17 protein-coding genes are annotated in these 15,910 nt (G+C 52.7%); 13 read left to right on the top strand and 4 right to left on the bottom strand.

Annotation, left to right across the window (positions count from 1 at the left end; translation table 11 throughout):
* Window positions 1-123: 123 nt before the first annotated feature.
* A complete protein-coding gene (locus DYE26_RS21140; RefSeq protein ID WP_036626874.1) occupies window positions 124-1,122 on the top strand; it encodes a cation diffusion facilitator family transporter in 999 nt (332 codons plus the stop codon).
* A 13-nt stretch (window positions 1,123-1,135) separates the two neighbouring features.
* Window positions 1,136-2,179 (top strand): flavin-containing monooxygenase, encoded by a 1,044-nt coding sequence (locus DYE26_RS21135; RefSeq protein ID WP_036626871.1) that lies wholly within the window; start codon window positions 1,136-1,138, stop codon window positions 2,177-2,179.
* A 574-nt stretch (window positions 2,180-2,753) separates the two neighbouring features.
* Here the strand turns inward: DYE26_RS21135 and DYE26_RS21130 are convergent.
* The 3 genes from DYE26_RS21130 to DYE26_RS21120 form a co-directional block, all read right to left on the bottom strand.
* Window positions 2,754-3,872: an IS110 family RNA-guided transposase gene (locus DYE26_RS21130; protein WP_036622457.1), complete on the bottom strand. Its 1,119-nt coding sequence runs from the start codon at window positions 3,870-3,872 to the stop codon at window positions 2,754-2,756.
* Window positions 3,873-4,173: 301 nt separating this feature from the next.
* Window positions 4,174-4,863 (bottom strand): LrgB family protein, encoded by a 690-nt coding sequence (locus tag DYE26_RS21125; protein WP_036626864.1) that lies wholly within the window; start codon window positions 4,861-4,863, stop codon window positions 4,174-4,176.
* A complete protein-coding gene (locus DYE26_RS21120; RefSeq protein WP_036626862.1) occupies window positions 4,827-5,237 on the bottom strand; it encodes a CidA/LrgA family protein in 411 nt (136 codons plus the stop codon). Before DYE26_RS21120 ends, DYE26_RS21125 begins: the two co-directional genes overlap by 37 nt.
* A gap of 284 nt (window positions 5,238-5,521) precedes the next feature.
* Between DYE26_RS21120 and DYE26_RS21115 the strand changes: the two genes are divergently transcribed.
* The 8 genes from DYE26_RS21115 (at window position 5,522) to DYE26_RS21085 (ending at window position 12,382) form a co-directional block, all read left to right on the top strand.
* Window positions 5,522-5,755, top strand: coding sequence for a PTS sugar transporter subunit IIB (locus DYE26_RS21115; protein ID WP_036626861.1), 234 nt, complete (start codon window positions 5,522-5,524; stop codon window positions 5,753-5,755).
* Between the two features lie 747 nt (window positions 5,756-6,502).
* Window positions 6,503-7,501, top strand: a complete 999-nt coding sequence (locus DYE26_RS21110) for a VanZ family protein (protein ID WP_036626858.1) — start codon at window positions 6,503-6,505, stop codon at window positions 7,499-7,501.
* Window positions 7,502-7,588: 87 nt separating this feature from the next.
* Window positions 7,589-7,738 carry a hypothetical protein gene (locus DYE26_RS33590; protein ID WP_164815221.1) on the top strand — a complete coding sequence of 50 codons (150 nt, stop codon included), beginning with the start codon at window positions 7,589-7,591 and terminating at the stop codon, window positions 7,736-7,738.
* Between the two features lie 377 nt (window positions 7,739-8,115).
* Window positions 8,116-8,571 carry a hypothetical protein gene (locus tag DYE26_RS21105; protein WP_127463429.1) on the top strand — a complete coding sequence of 152 codons (456 nt, stop codon included), beginning with the start codon at window positions 8,116-8,118 and terminating at the stop codon, window positions 8,569-8,571.
* 244 nt (window positions 8,572-8,815) lie between these two features.
* On the top strand, window positions 8,816-9,451 hold the full coding sequence (locus DYE26_RS21100) for a PspA/IM30 family protein (protein ID WP_051985775.1): 636 nt from the start codon (window positions 8,816-8,818) through the stop codon (window positions 9,449-9,451).
* Window positions 9,438-10,469, top strand: a complete 1,032-nt coding sequence (locus DYE26_RS21095; RefSeq protein ID WP_036626854.1) for a TFIIB-type zinc ribbon-containing protein — start codon at window positions 9,438-9,440, stop codon at window positions 10,467-10,469. Before DYE26_RS21100 ends, DYE26_RS21095 begins: the two co-directional genes overlap by 14 nt.
* Entirely contained in the window at window positions 10,466-11,257 is a 792-nt protein-coding gene (locus DYE26_RS21090; RefSeq protein ID WP_036626851.1) for a TPM domain-containing protein, read from the top strand. Before DYE26_RS21095 ends, DYE26_RS21090 begins: the two co-directional genes overlap by 4 nt.
* Before the next feature lie 21 nt (window positions 11,258-11,278).
* Window positions 11,279-12,382: an SPFH domain-containing protein gene (locus DYE26_RS21085; protein WP_051985774.1), complete on the top strand. Its 1,104-nt coding sequence runs from the start codon at window positions 11,279-11,281 to the stop codon at window positions 12,380-12,382.
* A gap of 382 nt (window positions 12,383-12,764) precedes the next feature.
* On the opposite strand, the gene DYE26_RS21080 is transcribed toward DYE26_RS21085, so the two are convergent.
* Complete coding sequence (locus DYE26_RS21080) at window positions 12,765-13,673, bottom strand: EamA family transporter (RefSeq protein ID WP_036626850.1); 909 nt, start codon at window positions 13,671-13,673, stop codon at window positions 12,765-12,767.
* A 257-nt stretch (window positions 13,674-13,930) separates the two neighbouring features.
* On the opposite strand from DYE26_RS21080, the gene DYE26_RS21075 reads away from it, so the two are divergent.
* The 3 genes from DYE26_RS21075 to DYE26_RS21065 all read left to right on the top strand — a co-directional run bounded on the left by DYE26_RS21075 (window position 13,931) and on the right by DYE26_RS21065 (window position 15,860).
* On the top strand, window positions 13,931-14,692 hold the full coding sequence (locus tag DYE26_RS21075; RefSeq protein WP_036626849.1) for a DeoR/GlpR family DNA-binding transcription regulator: 762 nt from the start codon (window positions 13,931-13,933) through the stop codon (window positions 14,690-14,692).
* A gap of 186 nt (window positions 14,693-14,878) precedes the next feature.
* Window positions 14,879-15,577, top strand: coding sequence for a dTMP kinase (locus tag DYE26_RS21070; RefSeq protein WP_036626847.1), 699 nt, complete (start codon window positions 14,879-14,881; stop codon window positions 15,575-15,577).
* Window positions 15,578-15,671: 94 nt separating this feature from the next.
* Window positions 15,672-15,860, top strand: coding sequence for a hypothetical protein (locus tag DYE26_RS21065; RefSeq protein WP_036626846.1), 189 nt, complete (start codon window positions 15,672-15,674; stop codon window positions 15,858-15,860).
* Window positions 15,861-15,910: the final 50 nt, after the last annotated feature.

The following is a 15,910-nucleotide window of genomic DNA, read 5'->3' as shown; positions in this document are numbered from 1 at the left end:
GATAATCTATATATGAGCATATGCTCATATATTAAATTTACATAGCTGGAGCGGGTTTCGCCATAACTGCCAGAGATCGTTCCAGTTTTTAACCAAGCTAGACCTGGACAGGAGGTTTTTGAAATGAGTAATAAACACGTTCACAATCACAATCACGAACACGGCGAACATGAGCATGAGCACGATCACGACCACAGCCACGGCCACGATCACCACGGCCATGGCCACCACGGTCACCATCATCATTTTGATCCGAGCGGCAATAAAAAGGGCCTGACCATCGCCTTAATCATCACCGTCGGCATTATGTTTTTGGAATTTTTCGGCGGGCTGGTCACGGGCAGTCTCGCGCTTTTGTCGGACAGCGGACATATGCTGAACGATGCCAGCTCGCTCGTTCTAAGCCTGGTTGCCGTCTGGTTTGCGGCCAAACCGGCTTCGCCCAACAAAACGTACGGCTTCTACCGCTTCGAAATCCTGGCGGCGCTTTTTAACGGAATCACCTTGTTTGTCGTGGCCGGGTTTATCCTCTGGGAAGCTTATGAGCGGCTTTTGGAGCCCCGCACGGTGGCCAGCGGCTCGATGATGCTGATCGCCTGCATCGGTCTGCTCGCGAATATACTCAGCGCATGGTCGCTCATGAGAAAAGGCGACGTGAAAAACAACATCAACCTGCGCAGCGCGTACCTCCATATTCTCGGCGATGCCTTGGGTTCAGTGGGCGCGATCGTGGCCGGTTTGATCATGATGATCTTCGGCTGGTATATCGCGGACCCGATCATCAGCGTGCTCGTTGCCCTCCTGATTCTGAAAGGCGCTTGGGGCGTGATCAAACATACCGTTCATATTCTCATGGAGGGAACTCCGGTCACCGTGAACCAGGCGGAGGTCAAAGAGACGCTGGAGCGCATTGAAGGCGTAGTGGACGTGCATGACCTGCACATTTGGACGATCACTTCCGGCTTGGATTCGCTGAGCTGCCATATTTTGATCAAGGACAATCAGGACAATCAACGCATTCTCCAGCAAGCGATCCGCTTGATCCAGGAGAAATTCAAAATCCAGCACACCACCATTCAGATCGAAACGCCGGAGATTCATCATGAAGTCATGAAAGTGTAGGGAAGGGACAGCGATGACAACAACGAAAACGGACGTGCTCATCATCGGGGCAAGCCAGGCGGGATTGGCCGCAGGGTACTATTTGAAGAAAAAGAATGCGGATTTTCGGATCATCGGCCAGGAAAAAAGAATCGGGGACGTATGGAGGAACCGCTACGACTCCCTGGTTCTTTTTACTCCGAGATCGCACAGTTCTTTGCCGGGGCTTCCGCTCACGGGCGATCCAAACGGGTATGCGGCCAAAGATGAAATCGCGGACTATCTGGGGCGGTATGCAGCCCACTTTGACTTGCCTGTTCAATTGGACACGGAGGTCCTCTCTCTTGCTAAAGAGCAGGGGAAATTTAAGATTCAAACCCGCACAGGGGGATATTTGGCGAGCAACGTCATTGTAGCTGCCGGACCTTTTCATAAGCCGTTTGTTCCTAAATTCCGGGAGGCGCTGGCGAGCGATGTCCACCAAGTCCATACGTCGCAATATTTGAATCCTTTATCTTTGAAAGAGGGGGCGGTTTTGGTTGTCGGCGCGGGAAATTCGGGCGCGCAAATAGCGGCGGAGCTGGCCGGGGAACGGGAAGTTTATCTTTCCGCGGGACATAAGATGAAGTTCCTCCCGCTCCGGCTTTTCGGGAAAAGCATCTTCTGGTGGGGAGACAAGCTTGGCGTGATGAAAGCCAGTGTCGACGGCAAGGCGGGCCGATTCTTGAGCCGTCAAGGCGACCCGATCTTCGGGTATGAATTAAAAGCGCTGATCAGACAGGGCAAAATCAAGCTTAAACCGAAGACCGAAAGCGCGCATGGTCATGAATTTACGTTTCAGGACCGCAGCAAGCTCACCGTCCAAAACGTCATATGGGCCACCGGCTTCAGGCCGGATTACGGCTGGATTCGAATTCCGCGCGTGCTGGACGATCAGGGAAAACCGCTCCATCATCGCGGCGTTTCGCCTGTCCAAGGTCTGTACTTCCTGGGGCTGCCGTGGCAGTATCGCCGAGGTTCGGCGCTGATCGGCGGGGTCGGCCGGGACGCGGAATACATTTCCGAGCTTTGCCGCTGATGGGGCACCTCTATCTGATCTGACAAGATACACTTTCTAGCCACACAAATTTTCTAACGGTTGCCACAAGCGCTATTTGTCCCAAGAACGTTGATTTCAAATTGTAACGGTTGCCCTGGTGCTTATTTCCCTGAAAACCGGCAATTTTGCTTAAAATCAGGCCAATAACGGCGATCACAACCGTTGCTATGAACGTTTTTGTCAAGCCCTCCGTGTGAGAGGTGCCTGAGCACGTGGCGCGAGAGCAAAAATGCGAGCGACGGTCGGCACGCTGCTATCCGTGGGTTGGTACCACATGTTATGCCTTCGTCAAGGAGAGCTCTTGCAAGCTAGAAGCGCACGTTCAGTTACTCACCTAGTGCAAACGGTTGACGCAAATTCTCTCCCGGAACCTTCGTTTGCTCCCGGGCCTCGTGCTCAGGCGTGAGCTTGTCAAGCGCTTTTCTTGACAAGCGGTTAGGTTCAAATCAACACTTTTCCTATTCCTCATTGGAAATGAGGAACGCCTCACGGCGAGTGTGGGGGTGCAGGGGGCAACGCTCCCTGCGTCTCCCCAAAGGGGACGGAAGGGGCGTTAGTTAGCCACCGGTTGTTCCACCGTTCGAGCAACAGCCCATATGAACCCGGTTAGCTCCCTGGCCACCGCGCCTACGGCCACATTTTTGTGTTTGTTCTTTCCAAAAATGAGATGACGGTATTTGTAATGCAATCTTTCTTGCGCTTTCCACGACAACAGTTGTATATCGGCCGGCATGCCATCCAAACGCTTGGCGAGATCTCCTTTCACCGCAGGCCGATGACGGTAGCTCCAGGCGGATTCCACCAAGGATCGGCGCAAGCGCCCGTTACCGGCTTTGGTCATACTTCCGCGCCGAGTACTCAGGCCGGTTGAACTCTCACGAGGAACCAACCCTAAATACGCCATGAGTTGGGCCGGGGAGCGGAAGCGAGTAAATGAACCGATCTCAGCAGCTAGAGTGACGGCCGTCAGTAGTCCAATCCCACGCAGGGACTGAAGCACCCGAATCAGAGTTGCCTTGGAGCCGACCGTGGCTTGCTGAACCAAGGCTTTTTCCAAACGCCCCATCCGCTGCTCGATCTCATTTAAGGTATGGAGCATCTCGTCGAAGGCTACTTGCATGGGCTCATAAGGGAATGTCAGTTGCTCCAGCCAGGAACGGTACTTCCGGGTCCAACGACGCTTTATCGTAGCCGGCGGTTCGATGTGATGGCGGAGCAGGAACTTCAATATCCGCTGGCGTGCCCGATGCGCGTCCTCTTTGGCGGCCTCCCGGGCGCGAACCAACTCCCGCAAAGCCTCGTCTTCCCGCTCCGGGACGTAGACAGGAGTCAATTCTCCTGCACGAAACAGACGGGCAAGCTGCTCGGCGTCCCGTCGATCCGTCTTCACGTGATCGCCAGGGCGTTTGGGAATAAGCGACGGAGCAATGACAACGCAATGGGCTCCCATGGAGGTGATCCAGCGATAGGTTTCGTAACCTGTCGGACCTGCCTCATAACAAAACGATAGCGTTTCGGCCGGTCCCAGTTCTTTGATCAGCTTGCGCAGCGCCGCCGGGGTGTGAGGAATGCTCCCGTAATAGCGAGGAGTTTCACCGCTTGCATCTGCAATAGCAACCGAAATTTTTTCTTTGGATACATCTAAACCGACGAATTTTGTGGTAGACTGCATAGTATCAGCTCTCCTTTGCTATGTAGCTCTGAAATGGTTTGGTTTTCACTATCCATTTTAACCTACGAGATGTAGCAATATGGAGGGCTGTCTTTTGTTTACGTTCATCATAGCTAGACTTTTCGCCTTCCGCCTATCGTCGCCTCTGTCAAGTAGCTGTTCGGTTTTGACCCGAGACATCTGGCCGTACTAGCCGGTCCGTCAAGGTTTCCGGCAATTTGCTTTGCGTCTGGGCGGCGGCGACAACGCCAATTTGCTGATTAAGCTACTTACGATGATTGGCGGTTCCGCCCGCCCCCCTTCACAACATCAGCCACACAACCACCGGCGCCAGCACGGAGCCGCATACGGCGCTAAGGGTCAGGGCCACGGTGCTGGTGGACACGACGACCGGGCCGAATTCCGCGGCTTTGCTCGTTCCGAGCGCATGGGAAGCGGCGCCGAAGCCGATCCCCCGCCCGATGTCGCTGGTGATTCCGCAGCATTTGAAGATGATGGGCCCCAGCACAACGCCGGTAATTCCGGCAATCATCACAAAAGCGGAGGTAATCGGCGCATTGCCCCCCAAGCTCGCGGAGATTTCCATCGCTACCGGTGTTGTAATCGATTTGGGCAGGAGCGAGATCAGCAGTTCCCGGGGATATCCCAGCCATAAAGCAAACCAAATTCCGCTGATCATCCCGGCGGCTATGCCGACGATCGCGCCGGCGAGCACCGCTTTCCATTCTTTCAGCAGCGCGTCAAGCTGCTTGTACATCGGATAGGCGAGCGCCACTACGGCGGGGCCAAGGCAGTATTGCAGCCACTGTCCGCCCCTCATGAACGTTTCGTAGGAGGTTCGCGTCCCCATCAATAAGGCGATCACGAGCGCCGAGCAGGTTAAGGTCGGGACGAGAATGGCCCATTTTAGCCGGCGGTACAGAGCGCTCATCACCAGGAACAACAGGACGATCCCTAAGGCAACGCCTGCTTCGAAAAGGACTTCACGCATGCAGCCGCCTCCTTGTTTTTCGCTGTGAGCTTGCCCGCCGCCTGTGCAACCGCTCCGCCCAGAATCATCGTCAGCAGCGTGCTGAGCACGACAATCGCAATCAGCCATTGTCCGCCTCCGGTGAACACGTGAAAATAGTCCATGACACCAACCGTCGCAGGTACAAGGAATAAGGGAATGTATTTTTGCATAAAAGTGGCTCCGTTTTCCAGCCATCCGGCGGGAACGATCCGCAGCTTCAGTGCCAGAAACAGCAGCACAAGTCCGAAGATACTTCCGGGAATCGGGGCCTTACTGAGCGTCTGAACCAGCACGCCCGCACCGTAAAATGCAGTGAGTACGGCAATTTGCAAGAAGAAGTGAATGATTTTCATAGTTAACCTCCAAAATGTAAGGCTATCTTATCCCAATCTGCGGCGCTCTTACAAGAGGCGAAAAAAGGAACAAAAAAGAAAGCGTTGACATAAAAATGATTCTATGCTAACTTGATGGTGCAACAACTTAACCGAATACGGGATTGTTACTGGTGATGCAGGCAAGACCTAAATTGTAGAGCTTGGGATACGTACGTGTATTCCGGGGACTCTTACGATTTAGGTCTTTTTGTGTTTTCCGGGGAACTCCCAAAGACAACAATGAATGTTAAGGGGGATGAACGATGGGCAAGTTTACGGAGCTCTCCAACCGCATCGTGGAACATGCGGGCGGGGAGAAAAACGTTACCGAGCTGTATCATTGCATGACGCGGCTGCGGTACAGGGAGGCCTTCGCCTGCGTGGAGCGGATCAAGGTTTACATCCGTAAAAACTACCATCGCGAGCTGACGAATGAAGACCGTCAGGGTGATCTTCCCTGGCGGTTTTTCTTTGACCTTACACGCCAGAATTTATAAAATTTCGCTCATGCGGGCGATGCGCGGTAGAGAGTGAGGGGAGGGGGAGGAGAAGAGGAACTGGGGGCTAAGGGAGACCAGAGCCGTTATCTGAGGAAAAACGGGTGTTTGCAAAATGTAACTGACATAGGTGACCTTATTTGCCTCAATTCGGACGGGAACTGAACTGTTTTTGTGCCAGAGTCATGTGGGTCCGTTAGGCCACTAGCATTGCATTAAATCTGACAAGATTCATTTTCTAGCCACACCTATTCTAACGGTAGCCACAAGCGCTATCTGTTCCAATACCGTTGATTTCAAATAGTAACGGTTGCCATGGAGCTTAGTTCGCCGAAAAACGGTAATTTTTGCTTGGATTCAGGAAAATAACGGCGCTGGCAACCGTTAGAATTTCGAAAAGGTCTTTTTTCGCAAATAGCCGCTGCTGCAACGGTAGATTTCCGGCGGGCGGACAGTATCGATTCGAAAGCCAACGCTTGTAAAGAAACCTTGAGCAAAAGTTAATGTAATGCCAATGCTTAATACCTCAAATCTTCCTATTTGAACTGGTTTAGCGCGAAATAGGGCCGTTGGTGTCCGTTGTTAGAGAAAGTGTCCATAAATATTGCAAGAATCCGAAGTACTCGGTGCTTCGGATCATGAAAGAAGGGAAAGATGAGCAAGTGTAACTGATTGGCTCAAGTAAACGTTTTTTTGCTAGTGGAACAATGTATTCCAAAAGAGAATTTTCGAAAGGCGGGATAGCGCATGGAGTTCCAAGGGGAGGAAGCCCGGGACGCCAGACTGGGTGAACCGGGGAATGCCGGCAGCGTTCTGCGTGGCTTATTTTACTTGATGTTTACGGTTTACACCGTGTTCTTGCTCAAAATCATATTGTTCAAAACCATCCCATTGTCGGCGATACTTCGGGGCAAGTTTATGCCATTAAGAAGCTTGAATGTGATTCCTTTTCGAACCATTATGGAATATTTCACGAATGAAGCCATTGAATTCGACAGAGTGCTCGCGAATGTCGGCGGGAACATCGCCATCTTTATTCCCCTGGGCATGTTCGCGGCTTTTATGGCGGAACGGAAGCCTTTGCGGCTTCAGGTCCTCTGGCTGCTGGCCATCTCTTTATCGTTGGAAGTCATTCAGTATGCCCTGGCCTTGGGCAGCAGCGATATCGATGATATTTTGCTAAATGTGACAGGAGGGGTCATCGGTATAGGCCTTGTTGCGCAACTGCGTAAGCTAACGCGCTCCGGGAATGCGCTGCTTAGCGCTATGGTAGGCGCTTATTTGCTCATGGGGATTTGCGGATTCGCGGCCGTAGCTTGGGTTGACCCGGGGGTATTGCCGTTTACCCATTCACAGGTGGTGTTCATCGAGGAGAACGCGAAAATTCTGACGGGATGGGATGAAGTGAAGGCGGATCTGTCCGGGAAACTGGCGGCGATGGGGACGGACGGGATCACGGTAAGCCCGAACGCTAAGGTTGCGCTCACGGCTGCGCCGGCGGAAGAGAAAAAGGATGTGGAAGCGGGGGATGTTCATGTTCTAGTGGATGCCTCGACGAAAATCTTCATTAGATATATTCGCTCCGATGGAAATCAGGTCATTAACCGGTATGAAGAAGGGACTTGGCCGGAGTTGAAAGAGACTTTGGGGAAATCCGGAGATACCGATCCTACGATCAGAGTATGGCTTTCTGAAGAGAATAAATCGCAGGCGAAGGGGCTGCTCATTAGTTTGGTGGAAGAGTAACAAGCTCAAGCGCCAATGACGCCAACAAACTGCATAAAAACGGGCTTCCCCACAAACACTGGGTAAAAACGGCGAGGAGCGTGTGTCATGCGGCAGGATTATGTTTTTACCGACCTGGAAGGCAAGGAACATCTTGTTGAGGAGATCCGCAAGCTGGAGAACAAGCTGGAGCAGTCTACGGGGGAAAAGGTGAACCTGATCGCCTATTCCCACAAGAATGCGAAGCCGGAGGGCTGAGCGGATTCCGTAAATGTTCCTTTGAAAAAAACGCCGGCGTCACTTAACCAAGTGCAAAAGTGCAGTTGGAGGGGGCCGAATTCGAGCAGTTAGAGCGATGAGATGCAAAAGTGCAGTTGAAAATGAGGATTGGAGGCGATTTTGAGCGAAGTGGCGAAAACGGCCTGCACTTTTGCATTTGAATCGCTCAAATGACCTGTTTCGGGGGAAATGAAGTGCACTTTTGCATTTGACGGAACGAGCTATTTTCGGGGCTTTGTATTGTTCATAATTTTGCAAAATGCATATGTGATTTTAGGAAGCGGATGGATAGAATCAAAACGAAACTTCCGATATATTTATGGTACAAATTACCTATAGGAATGAGGTTTTGGTTCTTGAAAGATTTTTATAAGAAAGCATGGTTTTGGGTAATTGTCGCTTGTTTGGTGGTGGGATTTATCGGGAGATGGATTGGAGAGCTGGCTCCGGCAGTATTGATTTTTGTTATCACAATAATTATCATCGGCTTCAAGCAATCCAATAAAAAGAAGAAAGAAGCGGCCATGGGGATCATCGCCAGCTTCTCGGGAAGGCACATACGCGGTCTTCCTCTATCAAGCGGCCATTCCGTGCGGGCCAACTTGTTAACCGATGCCATTATAATTGTCGGCAAAGATTTTGCGGGCGAGATCAAAGCTGGGCAGATAAAGAACGTTGTTGCCATGTCATATAATGAGTACGTGCAGACCCAAAGGGGGATGGGGCATGCCAACGTTGCGATCCCTTCAAACACGGCCGGAACTTTCCTGGCATTCATTATGTCAACAGCACAGGCTTTTTGGATTCGGTAGTGCTGAGGGGCAGCCCTACAGACGCTGTAGGCTTCGCGCAGAGCGCCGGAAGAAGCTCAAGCTCCCATATCGTCAATCTTTAAACACAACAATATAACTGCTTCCCGGCGCAAATCAGGACAAATCCCGCGAGGGAGGCGTCTTTTTTTGTTTTGGACATTTTTTCCCGTTGACCACTTTGAAACCAATGGCCCGCTTTTCATGTATTATAGTACATATAGATCGATCGAGGGAGGAACAGGGTATGGGAATCTTGTCGAGGTTTCGGGATGTGATGAGAGTGAATATCGGCGGTTTGCTGGAACGGGCGGAGGACCCGGAGAAAACGATTGATGAATACATGCGCCAAATGCATCGCGATTTGGGCCAGGTGAAGGCGGAGACGGCCGCGGTGCAGGCGGAAGAAAGCCGGGCGAAACGGGCGTTTGACGAATGCGCCGCGGAGGTCCGGAAGCTGCAGCGGTATGCGGAAAAGGCCGCAGAGTCGGGCGACGAGGAGCGGGCGCTTAAGTTCCTGGAGCAAAAAGCGCAGCAGGCGGAACGGCTCGGCGAATTGCAAAACGCTTATGAGCAATCCGCCGCCAACGCCGCCCAAATGAAGCAGATGCAGGATAAGCTGGCCGCCGATCTAAGCGAGCTGGAAACGCGGCGCACCACGCTAAAAACCAAGCTCGCGGAAGCGGGGCGGCTGCAACAGACCCATGCGGGCGCATCCGCCGGCGGGGTGGAAGCCGCATTTCGCGCGGCGGAAGAGCAGGCCGACCGCGCCTTGAATGAAGCGGAGGCTCTTGCCGAGCTGCGGGACGGCGCGCGGAAAGACGATCTGGATGAACTTATCGCGCAGTTGGAGAAAGGAAAAGACGCCAATGCCGGTGATTGAATACAAATGTCCGAACTGCGGCAGCGGCATGACGTTTGACAGCGAGACCGGGACGCTGGCCTGTCCGAGCTGCGGCAGAAAGGACGAGATCGAGCAAATCCCCGATCCGCTGAAGCAGCAGGTGTTCACGGAAGATGAGGTGAGGGAGTACCACTGCGAAAGCTGTGGTGCCGTGATCGTCACCGAGCCGGAGACCAGCGCGACGACCTGCAGCTTCTGCGGCTCCGCCGTGGTGCTGAGCGATCGCCTGACGGGCAAACTGGCTCCGGCGCAGGTGATTCCTTTTACGATCAGCAAGGAAGAAGCGATGGCCGCATTTAAGAAATGGTGCGGAAAAGGACTGCTCACGCCGAGAGGCTTCATGACCGCGGACCGCATCCAGGGCATTACGGGGATCTACGTGCCGTTCTGGTTGTATGATTTACATAACCGGATCGAGGTCCAAGGCCACGGGACGAAGGTGAGAAGCTACACGCGCGGCGAATATCAATATACGGAAACGGACCATTTCGAGATTTACCGGAAAATCCGCCTTGATTATGTCCGGCTGCCGATCGACGCTTCGGCGAAAATGAACGATGAGCTGATGGATAAGCTGGAGCCTTTTCCTTACGAACAGCTCAAAGCCTTCAAGACGCCTTATCTTGCCGGATACATTGCCGAAAAATACAGCTACACCGATGCGGAGCTCACCCCCCGTGCCCAAGAGAAAACGCGGCCTTATATCGACTCTTATATATCTTCAACGGTTTCCGGGTATGCCACGGTAAGCTATACGGACAAACAAATCGATACGACGGTAAAACGGGCGGATTACGTGCTGCTGCCGGTCTGGATGGTGTATTACGACTATAACCGGAAGCAGTACACTTTCGCTATGAACGGCCAGACAGGCAAGGTGGTCGGCAAGCCGCCGATCAGCAAAGCAAAGGTGGCGGCGTGGTTTGCCGGGATTTTCGGAATCTCCTTCCTGTCGTTAAAAATCGTGGCATGGATGATGGGAGGCGGATTCCTATGAAAAAGCGCTTTTGGCTTATAACGGTCTGCTTGCTGACCGCCTTCTGCCTCATGGTGCCTGCACCGGCCATAAGGGCCGCAGCGGCAGCGGAGCCTAAAACTTTAATTTATGACGACGCCCATCTGCTGAGCCAAGCCGATTACGATGAGCTGAACACCATGGCCAACGAATACGGGGCCGAACGCGAGACCGATATTATGATCATCACGACCGATAATCCGGAAAATGAGGACGTCGTCAAAATGACCGAGGATTTTTACGACGAACAGGCACCGGGTTACGATAAGCCTTTCGGCAATGCCGTTATCCTAACGCTGGACATGCGAAATCGCGACATTTATTTGGCCGGATTTTATAAAGCCGAGCAATACCTCGATGATGCGAGGTTGGATAAGATTAGGAACAAAATCACGCCCGATTTGACGGAAGGCGATTATCGCCAGGCCTTCGAGCAATATATAAAAACGGCAAACCGGTACATGGGATACGAGCCTGGCGTCAACCCGGACAATATTTTGTTCAACCTCTGGTTCCAATTGGGCGGAGCTTTGGCGATCGGCGGCATTGCTGTCGGCATCATGGCTTACCGCTCCGGCGGACGGGTGACGGTGAGCGGCAGAACCTATGAGGACGCCGGAACTTCAGGCGTTCTGCAGCGGCAGGACCGGTTCATCCGCACGACGGTCACGAAACGGAAAATCCAGAAGAGCAGCAGTTCCAGCGGCGGAGGCGGAGGCGGACGGACCGGCGGCGGGCATTCGCACAGCGGCAGCCGGGGATCATTTTAACGAAAGGGACGAGGGACAACGATGGGATTCTTTAGAAACCAATTTGCGAACGTAGTGGAATGGGAAGAGTTCAGAGACGACATGATTTTCTGGAAGTGGAGCAACCGCGAGATCAAAAAAGGAAGCAAACTGATCATCCGCTCCGGCCAGGACGCTATTTTCATCAACAACGGCAAGATCGAAGGGATCTTTAAGGATGAAGGGGAATTTAATATCGAATCGGATATCGTTCCTTTTTTGTCGACGTTAAAAGGGTTTAAGTTCGGCTTCAACAGCGGCATGCGGGTCGAGGTGCTTTTCGTCAATACGAAGGAATTCACCGTGAAATGGGGAACGCAAAATCCGGTTCTCATTCCGACGCCTCAGCTGCCGGGCGGCATGCCGATTCGCGCCAACGGCACGTTCAACTTCAAGGTAAATGACTACGTGACGCTGATCGACAAGATTGCCGGGATCAAGCCAAGCTATCTTGTGGAGGATGTGAAGCTGCGGATTACGTCCGTGCTGGACCAACTGCTGATGAAGTGGATTAGCCAGGAAGGCAAGGATATGTTTAATCTGCAGGCCAACGCCGCGGACATCGCGAGGGGCATCCGCGAGGATCTCGATATGCAGGTGCTGGACGACGGGTTTACGATAACGGGCTTTCAAGTGATGAGCTTCAATTATCCAAAAGAAATCCAGGATATGATCACCAAAACGGCGTCGCATGAAATGATCGGGAATCTCTCCAAATACCAGCAGGTCAGCATGACGGACGGCATCGCTTCCGGCAAGGTGCAGGGCGGCGGGGCCGCCGCGGACATGGCGAGCATGATGATGGGGATGAACCTGGCGAACGAAATGCTGAAAAATATGAACCAAAACCAGAGCCAAAGTCAGAACCAGAATCAGCATCAGAACCAAACGGGGAATCCGAGTTCAAAGCCGGCAGCCGGGAATCATGGGGAAACCGCGGCGCCGTCTGCGGCCGGAAAGGGTTCGGAACCGGCAGCTCCATCCGCCCCGCCCGCGCCGCCGGCATCATCCGATGCGCAGCCCGCACCATCCGGGCCATCCGCCCCGTCCGTGCCGGAAGGCGGCAAACGCCCCAACTTCTGCCCAAACTGCGGCACGAAAATCTAAGGCGCGAACTTTTGTCCGAACTGCGGGCAGAAGCTTGCTTGATACAGGGTTTGGCGCGCTGGGGACGGGCGTTGCTGCTATAACCTGCCTGCCTCCGCGCGTCAACGGCTTGGTGCCATGTGCGCCAGGCCTCTTTTTGTGGGTCATTCGCCGGAAATAGCGGCAAAAAAGGCCGTTATCCTTGCCGCTTCAGGCAATCCGGCCGAAATAGAGACATTTTATGGCGTTATTGTCCCGCGAAGGCGGCAAAAAGTCCGGTTTCCCGGGCGATGCCGGGGAATAGGAACATAAATGTCCGTTATTCTCGGGCAAAGCGCCGAAACGGCAAAATAGCGGCAAAAATTGCCGCTAAGGCCCTTGCCGCTAAGGTCGGACCCCCTTTTTACAATTCGTCCGCCAACCCCAACAGAGCGATTCCGATCATCACGAGGACGATCACGCCGTACTGCAGCTTGCCGAGCCGCTCTTTGAGGAAGATCCGCGACAGAATCACGGAAAAAATGCTGTAAGAAGCGATCAGCGGCGCCGAGATGATGGCGTTGCCGGACATGGCGAACACGTAGAAGAACTGGCCGGTCGTTTCGAAGATGGCGGCGTACCCTTTGACGCGCTCGCGGAAAAGATTAAACCGCTGCTTCTTCACAAAAACAAGATAAACGCAGGCGATCGCGGCGCAAATGAAAAAGGTAAACTCATAGGCGAGCAGGGCGGCGTCTTCGCCGATCAGCTTGAGCTCGTCCAGATAAATCCCGTCGGCAAAGGTGCCGAGACCGTCGAGGATACAATAAAGAATCGGGAACGTAATCGCCATCACGCCGATTTGGTATTTGACATCGACCTTCGCGAAGCTGGCCTGGAGGGCTTGGCGTTCCGCCCTTTTTTCCAATACGGCCAGGCTAACCACGCCGCAGGTAATGATCGCTACGCCCATCACTTCAAAGACGCCGAGGTCATGGGGGAAAAACAGGTACAGCAAAATGGCCGTGACCGCGCCGGAAGAGTTTTGCACCGGCGAGGAAATCGACAGCTCAATGTATCTGAGGCCAAAATAGCCGATCGCCATCGACAGGATATACAGCGCGGACACCGGCAAATACCGGATCATGTCGGCGGGATCGAACCGCAGCCCTTTGATCAGCAGGTAAGCTGTGCCGTGAATTCCCATTACCAGGCCGACCATGATGACGATTTTAATATGGCTGAAACGGTCATGGCTGTCGCTGCCTTTTTTATAGAACAGATCCGCGCCGCCCCAAGCGAACGCAGTGAGTAAAGCAAACATAAACCACATGCTGAAAATCTCCTTTCATTTAGCCTTATGATTATAAAGGCTCCGTTACCGGATATGTCAAGGACAAAGCTAACTACGGTCTCAGCGGCTGATAACGGAAGTTGTCCCGGTTGAACCCGGCGTGGAAGACTTAAATGATTGATTTTTAATCATATATTTGTTTATTTATTGTAAATTTTGCCGATTTATTGATAAATTTTTGGTTATGCGTTATATTTTTTGAGAGATGACTTATTGAAGGAACGGAGTAGAATCGGATGAGGGAGAGACGTTTGCAGGAACTGGAGGAGCATATTCATGCTCTGGGAACGACATCGCTGGATGAATTGTGCGAACATTTCAATGTGTCGAAGAATACGATCCGCCGGGACATTCAGGTTTTGCTGGAGAAGGGAACCATCCAAAAAGTATACGGAGGCGTAACTTCGCTGTCCCAGGAACTGATCCCTTTTGAAAGCAGAGATATTACCAATCAAGCGGTGAAACGGGCCATCGCGAAGAGAGCGGCGCAATTCGTGGAAAGCAATGAGCTGATTTTCATCGATTCCGGAACCACGACCCGGAGTATCGTCGAATATTTGCCGCGAACGGGCAAACTGACGATTATGACCACCAGCCTGGATGTCATTAACGCCGCTTCCCACTTGGAGAATGTATCCCTGCTCGTTCTGGGGAATATCTATAAGCGGGATACGAAGTCTTTTGTCGGCAGCGATGAACTGTTCCTGCTGGACAAATACAATATCAACAAGGCGTTTATGGCCGCGACCGGGGTTTCCGTTGCCAGCGGCTTGACAAACTCCGACGTGATGGAATACGAGATCAAGAAGCGGGTGGCCGAGAAGGCGAAGCAGGTTTACCTGCTGGCCGACGCTTCCAAATTCGGCCGTTCCACGCTGCTGACCTATTCGCCGCTGGACAAGCTGGACGCGATCATCACCTCGCAGGGGATTCCGGAGGAATACGAAAAGTACTGCGCCGACAAAGGCATTTCCGTCTATTTTGCGGAGGAAACGTAAAGAAAGCTAAGTAGAAGCCCCCTCAACACGCCGTTGAGGGGGTTTGTTCATAATAAGAACTGCAATTCTGAGGGAACCTTGTGGTTTTATGCCAACTGTATGAATCTTTACAGAGTCCGGCCCGTAGTAACGGTTATAGTGGATATTAATCCGTTGCTGAACAATCATCTGAAGGAGGGCTATGCGATGAGAGGAAAAATCATAAGCATCAGCGGGCTCGACGGGGCCGGAAAAAGCACGCAGCTTACGCTCTTGCAGGAAAAGCTGGAACGGAACGGGATGAAATGCGCCAGTCTGCAGTTTGAAGCGGAGGATTATGGAGAACGGGCCCGGCAAAAAGTGGAAGAACTCAAGCCGTTCGACGCGGTTTTTACCAGACTGTGCATCGATTGGAGCAACCGCTTTCCGTTAATGCATGATTTTGTATATACGGAAACGCTGCAAAATGCCGGAAACGCCCTGGCCGTCACGTCCGTGTTTGCCGGCGGGTGCCTGCAGGTCTACCACGAATGTCTGAAGCCGCTGATAGAGGCAGGCGTTCATTTGGTCGTGGACAGATACTGGTACGACGATATCGTGTACAGAAGTTTCTGGGTCGATGAGGCTGTCGTTCGTATGCTGTACCGCTCGATTCCGGCGCCGGACCTGGCCGTTTTTTTAAATACGCCCCCGGATGTGAGTTATGAAAGAAACCGGCAGCGCATCGACGGACGGAGCCCCTTGATGGGAAATCTGCAAAATGTCCGCGCCGTTGCGGAAACGTTCCGGGAGCTGGCCCAAAAGGAAAACATGCGTGTGGTCGACGGGGCGCTGGAGCTTGAGGAGAAGCACGCGCTTATCTACCGTGAAGTCGCCTCTCTACTGCAAATAGAACCTGTCACTTGAAAATATATTTCGCCGGGGCTTTATGATAAAGTAGGGGTAATAGAATTGTTCCGATATGAAAGCGCTGTCTAAACCGAAAAAAGGAGAGTGTTGGATGAGAGGATACAACTTATGGAGGCCGATCTTTTTGATTCTGATCGCGCTGCTGACGAACAGCCTTGTGACCAACCTTTGCATGTTGCTGGGGATGACCAAGGATTGGGCGAGCAACCTCGGCTTCATCGCCATGATGATTGCGGCCATCATTACATTTACGCGGTTTACGAAAAATCGGCGGAAGTAATCCGGAAAAGGTAGGCGCGAGACCGGGAAAAACCTTGGCTCGCGCTTAAG

The sequence above is a fragment of the Paenibacillus macerans genome (assembly GCF_900454495.1).
Taxonomy (GTDB): Bacteria; Bacillota; Bacilli; order Paenibacillales; family Paenibacillaceae; genus Fontibacillus; species Fontibacillus macerans.
The sequence above is the reverse complement of the archived record's forward strand: the minus strand, read 5'-3'. Positions and strand labels throughout refer to the sequence as shown.

Excerpts from the sequence above, each read along its gene's own strand:
- DYE26_RS21120 (WP_036626862.1), bottom strand. The coding sequence starts at position 5,237 with ATGAAAATCATTCACTTCTTCTTGCAAATTGCCGTACTCACTGCATTT.
- DYE26_RS21115 (WP_036626861.1), top strand. The coding sequence starts at position 5,522 with ATGGGCAAGTTTACGGAGCTCTCCAACCGCATCGTGGAACATGCGGGC.
- DYE26_RS21090 (WP_036626851.1), top strand. The coding sequence starts at position 10,466 with ATGAAAAAGCGCTTTTGGCTTATAACGGTCTGCTTGCTGACCGCCTTC.
- DYE26_RS21065 (WP_036626846.1), top strand. The coding sequence starts at position 15,672 with ATGAGAGGATACAACTTATGGAGGCCGATCTTTTTGATTCTGATCGCG.
- DYE26_RS21085 (WP_051985774.1), top strand. The coding sequence starts at position 11,279 with ATGGGATTCTTTAGAAACCAATTTGCGAACGTAGTGGAATGGGAAGAG.
- DYE26_RS21110 (WP_036626858.1), top strand. The coding sequence starts at position 6,503 with ATGGAGTTCCAAGGGGAGGAAGCCCGGGACGCCAGACTGGGTGAACCG.
- DYE26_RS21125 (WP_036626864.1), bottom strand. The coding sequence starts at position 4,863 with ATGCGTGAAGTCCTTTTCGAAGCAGGCGTTGCCTTAGGGATCGTCCTG.
- DYE26_RS21070 (WP_036626847.1), top strand. The coding sequence starts at position 14,879 with ATGAGAGGAAAAATCATAAGCATCAGCGGGCTCGACGGGGCCGGAAAA.
- DYE26_RS21140 (WP_036626874.1), top strand. The coding sequence starts at position 124 with ATGAGTAATAAACACGTTCACAATCACAATCACGAACACGGCGAACAT.
- DYE26_RS21135 (WP_036626871.1), top strand. The coding sequence starts at position 1,136 with ATGACAACAACGAAAACGGACGTGCTCATCATCGGGGCAAGCCAGGCG.
- DYE26_RS21130 (WP_036622457.1), bottom strand. The coding sequence starts at position 3,872 with ATGCAGTCTACCACAAAATTCGTCGGTTTAGATGTATCCAAAGAAAAA.
- DYE26_RS21080 (WP_036626850.1), bottom strand. The coding sequence starts at position 13,673 with ATGTGGTTTATGTTTGCTTTACTCACTGCGTTCGCTTGGGGCGGCGCG.
- DYE26_RS21095 (WP_036626854.1), top strand. The coding sequence starts at position 9,438 with ATGCCGGTGATTGAATACAAATGTCCGAACTGCGGCAGCGGCATGACG.
- DYE26_RS33590 (WP_164815221.1), top strand. The coding sequence starts at position 7,589 with ATGCGGCAGGATTATGTTTTTACCGACCTGGAAGGCAAGGAACATCTT.
- DYE26_RS21100 (WP_051985775.1), top strand. The coding sequence starts at position 8,816 with ATGGGAATCTTGTCGAGGTTTCGGGATGTGATGAGAGTGAATATCGGC.
- DYE26_RS21075 (WP_036626849.1), top strand. The coding sequence starts at position 13,931 with ATGAGGGAGAGACGTTTGCAGGAACTGGAGGAGCATATTCATGCTCTG.